This window comes from Phyllobacterium sp. 01N428 (genome assembly GCF_056399405.1).
The window spans coordinates 202,956-213,491 of the sequence record NZ_JBFTRH010000010.1 but is presented as its reverse complement, the minus strand read 5'-3'; the positions used below and the strand labels follow the sequence as shown (position 1 = coordinate 213,491).

Annotated in this window: 8 protein-coding genes and 1 pseudogene; 1 reads left to right on the top strand and 8 read right to left on the bottom strand. The window is 59.6% G+C overall.

Translation table 11 applies throughout. The features are described 5' to 3' along the window. The 6 genes and pseudogenes from AC1DNI_RS21545 to AC1DNI_RS21520 form a co-directional block, all read right to left on the bottom strand. Nucleotides 1-257, bottom strand: a pseudogene (locus AC1DNI_RS21545) (homoserine dehydrogenase); the annotation flags it as partial. A 53-nt stretch (nucleotides 258-310) separates the two neighbouring features. After that, the gene (locus AC1DNI_RS21540) at nucleotides 311-1,330 is read right to left on the bottom strand and encodes an aldose epimerase family protein (protein ID WP_477693373.1); all 1,020 of its coding nucleotides are present in this window, start codon (nucleotides 1,328-1,330) and stop codon (nucleotides 311-313) included. A 2-nt stretch (nucleotides 1,331-1,332) separates the two neighbouring features. Continuing rightward, complete coding sequence (locus AC1DNI_RS21535) at nucleotides 1,333-2,310, bottom strand: ABC transporter permease (protein WP_477693372.1); 978 nt, start codon at nucleotides 2,308-2,310, stop codon at nucleotides 1,333-1,335. Continuing rightward, nucleotides 2,307-3,254, bottom strand: coding sequence for an ABC transporter permease (locus tag AC1DNI_RS21530; protein WP_477693383.1), 948 nt, complete (start codon nucleotides 3,252-3,254; stop codon nucleotides 2,307-2,309). Before AC1DNI_RS21530 ends, AC1DNI_RS21535 begins: the two co-directional genes overlap by 4 nt. 44 nt (nucleotides 3,255-3,298) lie before the next feature. Further along, nucleotides 3,299-4,837: a sugar ABC transporter ATP-binding protein gene (locus AC1DNI_RS21525; protein ID WP_477693371.1), complete on the bottom strand. Its 1,539-nt coding sequence runs from the start codon at nucleotides 4,835-4,837 to the stop codon at nucleotides 3,299-3,301. A 99-nt stretch (nucleotides 4,838-4,936) separates the two neighbouring features. After that, nucleotides 4,937-5,917, bottom strand: a complete 981-nt coding sequence (locus AC1DNI_RS21520) for an ABC transporter substrate-binding protein (protein ID WP_477693370.1) — start codon at nucleotides 5,915-5,917, stop codon at nucleotides 4,937-4,939. Nucleotides 5,918-6,083: 166 nt separating this feature from the next. Here AC1DNI_RS21520 and AC1DNI_RS21515 point away from each other — a divergent pair, with 166 nt between their 5' ends. Next, a complete protein-coding gene (locus AC1DNI_RS21515; RefSeq protein ID WP_477693369.1) occupies nucleotides 6,084-7,214 on the top strand; it encodes a LacI family DNA-binding transcriptional regulator in 1,131 nt (376 codons plus the stop codon). Here AC1DNI_RS21515 and AC1DNI_RS21510 read toward each other — a convergent pair. After that, nucleotides 7,211-8,569 carry a sigma-54-dependent transcriptional regulator gene (locus AC1DNI_RS21510; protein ID WP_477693368.1) on the bottom strand — a complete coding sequence of 453 codons (1,359 nt, stop codon included), beginning with the start codon at nucleotides 8,567-8,569 and terminating at the stop codon, nucleotides 7,211-7,213. The genes AC1DNI_RS21515 and AC1DNI_RS21510 overlap by 4 nt on opposite strands. Beyond that, entirely contained in the window at nucleotides 8,566-10,416 is a 1,851-nt protein-coding gene (locus tag AC1DNI_RS21505; protein ID WP_477693367.1) for a sensor histidine kinase, read from the bottom strand. Before AC1DNI_RS21505 ends, AC1DNI_RS21510 begins: the two co-directional genes overlap by 4 nt. Between the last annotated feature and the right edge of the window lie 120 nt (nucleotides 10,417-10,536).

Below are 10,536 nucleotides of genomic sequence, written 5' to 3'. Positions count from 1 at the left end.
GCCGTCAGCGCCGCGGCATTGGCGACCTCGCGGCCATGGCCGCTCTCCTGGTAGGCGATGTCGACGGCTTTGAGCGCATTCGGCAGCTTCAGTTCCGAGATCGCGCCGATCTCGATGCCCGGCATGTGCGCCACGCGCGTCACGATATCCGTGCCCATCTCGCCCGAACCGATCAGCCCGATGCGGATCGGCCGCCCGGCATCCGCCCGCGCCTGCATGTCTCGCGCCAGTCCCGTCAGTGCAACATTGGTGCTCATCTGATTGTCCTCCGGTTTGATGGGACCGGAATAGGACGGCAAGACGCGCTTGTCTAGGAACTGTGGAAGCGAAATTCCGTGCGTTGCCGGTAGGTTTCGCCCGGCACGAGGGTCGTGCTTGGAAAATGTGGCTGGTTGGGACTGTCAGGGAAATGCTGCGCCTCAAGACACAGCCCGGCGAACCGCCCGTAGTTTCTGCCGCCAAGACCGAGAAGGGCTGGAATCATGGCGCCGTCGTAAAACTGCAGGCCGGGCTCGCTGGTGTGAACTTGCATGGCAAGACCATTGCCGCCGGCAAGCGACGCGGCAAATCGCATGCCCTGGCTCAGGGGCTCGGAGAGGACGAAATTGTGGTCATAGGGCGTCGATCCCTCGACGCCGATGCGGCGCGGCAAGCGGAAATCGTAAGGCGAACCGGCGACCGAAGCGATCTCTCCGGTTGGAATGAGACCCGCGTCGACCGGTGTATAGGCGTCGGCGAGGATGCGCAGGCGGTGATTGCGAATGTCGTTCGTACCGTCGAGGTTGAAATAGCTGTGCTGCGCGAAATTCGCGACCGTCGGTGCATCGGCCGTCGCTTCGATATCGACGCGCAGCGTCGCGTCTTCCACGAACCGATATGTGCAGCGCACATCGAGATTGCCTGGGAAACCCTGATCGCCGTCCGGAAGGTGGAGGGTAAGGGTTACCGCACTTTCGTCGTGGTCGGCGATTTTCCAGAGACGCTGGGAAACGCCGCCGCTGCCCCCATGGAGGGTTTGGACACCTCGTTCATTGCGGTCGAGAACGATGGTCTTGCCGTCGAGCACGAAGCTGCCATTGGCGATGCGATTGGCATAACGCCCAACGAGCGCGCCGAAATAGGGTGAGCGCCCGGGGTAGGGGGTAAACTCATCGAAACCAAGCACCACGCGCTGGAGTGTGCCGTCGGCCAGCGGGACTTCCAGATCGCGGATAACGGCGCCCCAATTCAATATGCGGGCAACCGCGCCCGCTGCAGAGCGAATGGTGACTTCCGATACTGGGTCGCCCTCGAACTCACCGAAGTCTTTCGTATTTGTGACGCCACGCAAAATCAGTGTTCTCCTGCGACGGTTCGGCTGCGCGCGGCAAGCTTTGCCTGCAGCATGACGACGACGAGCAGGAAGAGCCCGCGGATCACCGACTGCCAGTAGGCCGAAAGCGAAATCCAGCCCTTGCCGTTCTCGAAATTGAGGACATTGAACAGGATGCCCAAAAGGAGCACGCCGGCAAGTGTCGCCCCGACCGAGCCGACGCCGCCAGTCAGCAACGTGCCGCCGACAACGACTGCGGCAATGGCAAAAAGCTCCCAGCCCACACCCTCGATAGGCTGCCCCGCGCCGAATTGCGAGGCCAGGATCACACCGGCAAGCCCGGCAAGCCCGCCGCTTCCGAGGTACACGAGGAACTTGATCCGGTCGGCAGGCAGACCCATAAGGCGCGTCGCGTCCTCATTGCCGCCGACGGCGAGGACGCCGCGACCCGTTCCCGTGAAGTTCAGCACGATCCAGCCGATGAAATAGGCGAGCATCGCGATCCATGCGGGAATTGGAAAACCAAGGAAATTGTCTTGTCCGATCGAGGTGAAGCCGCTGTCATAGGATACGGATACCGACTGATTGTCGGCAAGCAGCAACGCCGTACCGCTCGCGGCGAGCATCATTGCGAGTGTGGCGACAAAAGGCATTATCCGCAGACGCGTCACGAGGATCGCATTGACGAGACCGACGCAGAGGCCAGCACCGACACCAGCACCTAGTCCGATCCAGACTCCGTAGGGGCTGGCAAGCGCCGCAACGACACTGCCGAGCGCCGCAGTCGAACCGACCGAAAGATCGATGCCACCGGTCATGATGACGAAGCACATGCCGAGGGCGACGAGCGCGAACATGGAGTTGTAGCGGAGCACGCTGGTGATGTTGAAGAAGCCGAGAAAATAGTCGTAGCGCGCCCAGCCAAAGAGGACGAGCAAAAGCAACGCAACCACGACGCCATAACTTCCAAGCAGGGAGATCAATCTGGTTCTGGTCATGCGCGCCTGCCCTGTTGCTGTATCCAGACCGCGAGCACGATTATGCCAGCCTTGACGACGAGGGCCGCTGCGTCCGGCACGCCATTGGCGAGCAGCGTATAGCGCACGAGCTGGATGGTCATGGCGCCGAGAAGCGTGCCGATGATGGTTGCCTTCCCGCCGCTAAGAAGCGTTCCGCCGACCGCGACGGCCGCGATCGCATCGAGCTCCATGCCGAGCCCCACGAGGTTGGCGTCGCTCGACGAGTTGATGGCGATGACGATGAGTCCCGCTATCCCCGCGCACAGTCCGCTGATGGCGTAAACCGCCAGCTTCACCTTCGACACCGCGATGCCCGCAAGTTCCGCCGCCCGTTCATTGCCGCCAATTGCGATAATCTGCCTGCCGAAGACGGTCCGTCTCAGCACCCAGGCGGCGGCGACGACCAAAAGCGCCATGAGAACCACCTGGACAGGAATGCCGAAGATGCGGCCGAGACCGATGAACTGAAACTCCGGCACGCGGAAGGTCTGCAAGTTACCGTTGGTCAGCACCTGGGCAATGCCGCGCCCGGCGATGAAAAGCACGAGTGTCGCGACAATCGGCTGAATGCGGAACTTGGCTATTAGCCAGCCATTGAAAAGACCGAGCAGCCCGGCAATGCCGACCGAGACGATCATGGCCGCAGCAACTGCCAGGCCGACATTGTCGATCGGAACGATCTTGCCCAGGAAGATCATCGGTGCCAGCGCACCTGAAATCGCCATCAGAGAGCCGACGGAAAGATCGATACCGCCGGTCGCGATGACGAGCGTCATGCCCACCGCGACGATGACGATGGTGCAAACCTGCGTAAGGTTGACGTTGAGCGTCTGCATCGTCGCAAAATTACGGGTAAAAGCAAAATTGAAGATGAGGAGCGCGACGAGCGCAATCAGGGTACCGTAGCGCGCCATGAAATCCATGGGGACGAAGGGTCGCGAAACGCTTTGCTGCCGGGTCGTGTCGGTCAAGACAGGGCCTCCGCATTCGTTGGTGGGCTGCCATGCGCCATGGCCGACATCACCGCATCCTCCGTCGCCTCACTGCGGTCAAATGTGGCGACGCTCAAGCCTTCCCGCAGGACGAAGACCCTGTCGGCGCCCTCGGTGACTTCTTCGAGTTCGGATGAGATCATCAATACCGCGAGGCCTTCATCGGCGAGCGATTTGATCAATGACTGGATCTCGCCTTTGGCGCCGACATCGATGCCACGCGTAGGTTCGTCGAGGATGAGCAGGCGCGGGTTCATGGCGAGCCAGCGTCCAAGCAGGACCTTCTGCTGGTTGCCGCCGGAAAGTTCGCGCACTTTCTGGTCAGGTCCCGAACATTTTACGCCGAGTTGCTTGATGAAACGTTCGACGATTTCGCGCTGCGCCTTTTCGTCGATGATACCGGATTTGCTGAGTTTCGGCATCAAGGCCAGCATCATGTTTTCGGCAACGCTCATTTCAGGCACGATGCCTTCGCTCTTGCGGTCCTCGGTGCAAAATCCCATCCCTGCGGCAATGGCTTCTGCCGGGCCGCGTGGTGCGAATTTTTGCCCGTCGAGTTGCATCGTACCGGCGCGTGGCCGGTCGATGCCGAAGACAAGCCGCGCCGTCTCAGTGCGCCCCGCACCGAGGAGCCCAGCAAATCCCGCGATTTCGCCCTGCCGTACATCGAAGGAAACATCCTGGACCGTCTGATTGATTGCGAGATTTTCTGCCGACAACAGAACATTGCCGATCTTGCGTCGATCCCGCTCGCTGAAGGCGGTCGCATGCCCCTCGGCGCGGTCGATCGTGCGTCCGAGCATGGAAGAGACAAGCCCGATCTTGTCGATCTCGATCATCCGCGCAGATTTGATGGTCCGCCCATCGCGCATGATCGTGACGCGATCGCAAACTTCGTAAAGTTCATCGAGCTTGTGGCTGACGAAAATGACCGAGACGCCCTCTTGTTTCAATTGGCGGATAACGTCGAAGAGCACGCTCACCTCGCGTTCGTCGAGCGAGGAGGTTGGCTCATCCATAATGACCAGCTTGGCAGAAAAACCGATGGCGCGGGCAATGGCGACCATCTGCTGGGTCGCCGTGTTGAATTCCATCAGCGGGCGGCGCACGTCGATACGCACGTTGAATCGCTGCAGCAATGTTTCGGCTTCCTGGTGCATGCGCTTCCAGTCGAGAAAGCCGAAGCGCCGTGCTTCCCGGCCAAGACAGATGTTTTCCGTGATGGAGCGATAGGGGACCAGGTTGATCTCCTGGTAAATCGTGCTGATGCCGCTCGCCTGGGCCTGATGCGGCGAAAAGACCTCGAACGGCCGGCCGTCAAACGTCACTTCGCCGGCATCGCGGCGATGATAACCGGTCAGTACCTTGATCAGGGTTGATTTACCGGCACCGTTCTGGCCGATCAGGGCGTGAACCTCACCGCGCCCCACTTCGAATGAAGCGCCGGACAAAGCCGAAATGCCGGCAAACCGCTTGTCGATCCCCGTCATCGATAGAAGTGTACCGGTGTTCATTACCAAGCCGTTTCTGCAGAACGTGGAAAAGCTTCGACGATCAAAACAACACGTCGAAGGAGGGCCAGCGCCCTATTGAGCGCTGGCATGTTCATAAAATCAGTAGGCGGTGCTCAGCAGGTCTTTGGCGTTGCTCGCGTCATAGAACTGGTCCGGATTGATCAGCTTGGCAGGTATCTTTTCGCCGTTTGCATAGGCGACCGCCGTATCAAACGCTTTTGGACCAAACCGCGGATTGCATTCGACGACTGCCGCGATCTTGCCATCGACAACGCCCTGCACGGCTTCCTTGCCGCCATCGATCGAAAGCACGAGGATATCCTTGCCCGGCACCTTGCCCGCAGCCTCGATAGCCGAAATCGCACCAATTGCCATTTCGTCATTGTGGGCATAGACGACATTGGCGTCGGGATGGGCCTGGAGCAGAGTTTCCGCAACCTGACGGCCCTTGTCGCGAGCGAAGTCGCCGGTCTGCGAGGCTACAATCTTGAAGTCCGAGTTCTTGGCAATGACGTCGTCAAAGCCTTTCTTGCGGTCATTGGCGGGCGAGGAACCGGTGGTGCCTTCGAGTTCGATGATCGTCGTCTTGCCATTGGCATTCTTGACGAGCCAATCGGCGACGCGCTGTCCTTCCTCGATGAAGTTGGAACCGATGAAGGTAACGTAGTCTTCACCCGGCTTTGCAAGCGAGGCATCGACATTACGGTCGAGCAGAATGACCGGAATGCCGGCATTCTTGGCGGCCTTGATGGCCGGGATCAGCGGCTTTTCTTCGCGCGGGGCAAGGAAGATGAGGTCGACGCCCTGGGCGATCATCGAATTGACGTCAGCGACCTGCTTTGCGGCGGAACTTGCGGCGTCAGTGTAGACGAGCTGCCAGCCGCGCTTCTTGGCTTCGTCCTGCATGCTGGCGGTCTGAGCGAGACGCCATGGGTTGTTGCTCTCGGTCTGGGCAAAGCCAACCTTGTAGGTATCTTTCTTCTTCAGCGGCGGCGATTCCGCAAAGGCGTTGGCGGCAAACGTGGCTGCAGCAAATCCTGCGGCCGAAGTTAAAAGCAGAGTGCGGCGAGTAATGGTCATAAAAATTCCCTCCCAGAAATCTAGCGGGTCGTCCCACTAAGCGATCATCGCTGCTTATAAAAATTAGTCAATAATTATTTATATTGATTAGTCGGATCAACTGCTCCTAATATCCCCAGAGGTCCGGGGCGAGTCGATGCGCCGGGCAGGAGGGTGAACAACGCAAATGAGCGAAACAGTGGAAAAAGACCCCACTGAGAAACCCAAAAGGGCTCGCGTGACCACCCGCCGCAAGCGGGTCAGCAAACGCGTGACCATGACCGATATCGCCCGTGCAGCGGGATGTTCGCAGGCGACCGTCTCATTCGTTCTCAACAAGACTCCGGGTATCAAGCTCGCCGCCGAGACGCGCGAGCGCGTCATCGAAGCTGCTCGCACCCTCGGATATGCCGCGCCGAGCTTTGCTCACATGGAACCCGGCGAAGCGCATATTCCCCGCATTGAAGGCAAGATCGGGTTCGTGGTCGATCAGCTCGCCACGAGTCCCGAGGCGGTCGTCGCCATCGAGGGTGCGCGGCAGGCCTCATGGAACGCCGGCAATATCATCCTTGTTGCGCAGACGCTGAACGATCCGGAAATGGAGCCACGCACCATCCATGCCCTGCACGAGCAAGGCATATCGGCGCTCATCTACATGGCGATCTTCACCCGCGAGGTGGTGCTTCCCAAGGCGGTCTATGAACTCGACGTGCCGGTCATACTCTTGAACTGCTACTCGGCCGATCACGCCTTTCCCGCCGTTGTGCCGAGCGAAATTGCCGGCGGCCAGCATTCGACCCGCCACCTCATTCACCATGGCCACCGCCGCATTGGCACGATCACTGGCGAGCCGTGGATGGAAGCGGCCAAGGATCGCCTGAAAGGTTACAGGCGCGCCCTCGCCACGGCCGACATTCCCTTCGATCCGCAACTCGTCATCGAAGGCGACTGGTCGGCAAGCGCGGGCTATGCCGCGACGCGAAAACTGCTTGAGCTCGATGACAGGCCGACCGCCATTTTTTGCCAGAACGATCGCACCGCCATCGGCTGTTATGAAGCGCTGAAGGAAGCCGGCTTGCGTATTCCCGAAGATATTTCCGTCATCGGCTATGACGACGAGGAAATTTCACGGCATCTGCATCCGCAGCTTTCCACCTCGGTTCTGCCGCATCGCGCCATGGGCCGTTGGGCAATCGAGCAACTCGACAGCTATCTTCACAACCCGGCCAAGCGCTATCCGGTGACGAAGCTCGAATGTCCGCTCGTTGAGCGACTGTCGGTGACCGATTGTGCTGAGCGGAAAGCCGCATATCGCTAGGCCTCGGATTTTCTCTTCACATAGTCGCTTCGATCGATACCGTGCCGTTGCAATTTATCGTAAAACGTCTTGCGGGGTATGCCGAGCGCTTCAATTGTCGTTCGCACATCACCGTGATTTGCTGCAAGGGCATCGCGAATAAGTTTCGCCTCGTACTTTTCCATGGTCTCAGGCAAGCTTTTCGGGTTCGTCGCCTGACTGGTTTTGGCGTCGGCAATATCGTGGAGGCCAAGCGCCATCCGCTCAGCAAAATGCGCAAGTTCGCGCACATTTCCCGGCCAGTCGTGCTCCATAAGCCGTGATCGAATCGCAGTAGTAAATTCCGGCGGTTCCGATTTGAAACGAGCGGCCGCGCGGTTGAGAAAGTGCGTGAAGAGAAGCGGGATATCGTCCTTGCGCTCGCGCAAAGGCGGAATAGAGACTGTGACGACGTTCAAACGATAGAACAGGTCCTCACGAAAATTGGCGCGCTGCTCGGGACTGCCAAGATCAACCTTCGCGGCAGCGACGACCCGCAGATCGACGGAGCGGTGCTCGTTGGTTCCGAGCGGCGCAACCTCGCGCGTCTCCAGAACCCGCAGCAATTTAACCTGCGTCGCAAGCGGCATGCTTTCGATCTCGTCGAGGAACAGCGTACCGCCGCTCGCATGTTCGATACGCCCAACGCGTTTCTTCTGGGCCCCCGTAAACGCTCCCGCCTCATGGCCGAACAATTCACTTTCGATGACCGTATCGGGTAGCGCCCCGCAATTGAGCGCGACGAAATTTCCTCCCTTGCGGCGGCTCCATTCGTGCAACAGGCCGGCGGCCACGTCCTTGCCGGTACCGGTTTCGCCGGCGATTAGGACATCGACATCGGCATTGGCGACATGGCGCAACGTCTTGCGCAAATTCTGCATGACCGGGGTCTGGCCGAGCAGAGGCATCGCCTCGTCGGACGATTCGAGTGCCAGGCGCAATTGGCGGTTCTCGATCACCAGCCGCCGTTTCTCCAACGCACGCCCTATGCTCTGCACCAGGCGCTCGGCGGCAAAGGGTTTCGCGATGAAATCATAGGCTCCTTGGTGCATGGCCTCGACGGCCATTTCGATATCTCCATGTCCGGTGATGAGGATAACCGGCAGATCCGGATCGACTGCGCCCAACCGCCGGAACAGTTCGAAGCCGTCCATATGCGGCATGCGCACATCCGTGACGACGATACCAGGGAAATCCGGCGTCAGAAACCGCAGCGCGCTCATCGCATCGGCAAAGGGAGTGACATTGAAACCGGCAAGTTCCAGCGTCTGGCGGTTGGCGTTGCGCAACTCGTCATCATCATCGACAAAAGCAACCGTTGGCTGGATATCCGTCATGCGACCCTCGGCAAATGCACAGTGAACGTCGTCCCGCTCGAACTCGATACGACTTCGATACGGCCTCCATATTCGGCGACGATGTCATGACAGATGACCAGCCCAAGGCCGAGGCCGCGCTCCTTCGACGTGTTGAACGGCGTGAACATCGCCTGCATGATCGCGTCCGGAATACCGGGGCCATTGTCAGAAACGATGAGCGCAACTTCGTCTTCGTTCACCGCATAGCGCAGATTGATACGGCTTTTTGGCCCACCTTCCGTCGCCTCGAGGGCGTTCTGCATGAGGTTGATGAGTACCTGTTCGAGCCGGATGCGATTGCCGTTCACCTTGATTTCGGGAGGCGGGATGTCGGTCGTGATGTGTCCTACCGTCTGGCGAAACCGGCTACCGAGCAGAAGCATGGCACCATCGATGATGTCGCAGACGGCGATTTGACCGGTGTCGCCCGTGCCCTTGCGTGAAAACGTACGCAGTTCATCCGTAATGCTGCCGATCCGTTCGGTGAGCCCGGCAATCGATGCGAGATTTGCCTTGGCGGAATCGAACTGCGTGCGGTCAAGAAAGATCTTGGCGTTATCGGCATAGGCGCGGATCGCGGCGACAGGCTGGTTGATCTCATGAGCGACGCCGGCTGTGACCTGCCCGAGGATGGCGAGGCGGTTTGCCTGCACAAGTTCTTGCTGAACCGTTTGGAGCTTTGCTTCCGTCTTCTGCCGCTCTTCGGATTCCATGACGAGTTCCGCGTGGGCGGCGCTGAGATCGGCCGTGCGTGCGGCCACCCGGCGCTCAAGCTCGATCCGGGCGGCGTCCTGTTCGCGGGCCCGGCGCAGCGCAAGGCCCCTTCGCCGCATGACAAATGCCGCCAGTCCGGCCAACGGGGCGAGCACGAGCAGCGCGAGGGAAAGCGCGGTGCGGGTTGCCTCTGCCACAGCGGCTGTCGATGGCGTTAACAGCTGCAACGTCCAGTTAGTGGTTGGCACCGCGGCTTCGACACGCACGAACTCCGCAGTCGTTGTCGCGCCGGGCAAGCGCGCCGCCACGATATCAGGCTGGCTTTGCGGCAAAGCAGGAATGACATTAAGGGGCTCCAGCGGCGCATCGCCAAACTGGAGGCTTTCGCGCAGCGGCCGCTTCTGGTCGGCAGGAACGGGCTCGCGAGTCATGAAGCGCCATTCAGGGAAACTGGTGATCAGGACGATGCCGCGCTGGTCGGTGACGAAGGTCGGGTCGCTGTTTTTGCGCCAATCGGTTTCCAGTTCATCGAACTCGACCTTCACGACAATCACCCCGAGGAGACCGGAAGGACCGTCGATCCGCTTGGAAATATAAAGGCCAGGACGCTTGCTTATGGTTCCAAGTGCGTAGTGCTCGGCGCTACCGTTTTCCACCGCCCGCGTATAATAGGGACGGAAGCTATAATCGATGCCGACGAAACTGGTGGGTTCGCGCCAATTGCTCGCGGCGACCGCAAGGCCATTGGCATTGAGAAGGTAAATGACAGCCGCCCGGGTTCCGGGTACGAGGCTCTCAAGCCTGCCGCTAATCAGCTTGAACATGCTCTCACTGCCCGACGACAGGGCGCTGAGAACGTCACGGTCTTGCGAAAGCACCAGCGGCAGGGACCGCTGCTTTTCAAGCACGGTCCGCAAGAGGACGGCGTTAAGTTCGGCGCTGCTTTGTGCGCGAGCCCGCAGCGAGTCATAGGCACGCTCGCGACCATAGCGCGCCGCGCCCAAAAGGCACACGCCGATCAGGATCGCCGCAACGACGGCGAAAACATATTTCGCCACAGGCTTTGACTTGCCATAGGCGTCGACAGGGCCGATTTCGGAAGCGTGCTCCATTTTTCCATCTGTGCATAAATCCGCACAAATAACAATAATGTCGTGCGAAACTTCGCACGGACCCACGACAACCCATTTTTAGGTGCAAATAATATCTTTTGTTTTCAATGCTTTATTAAT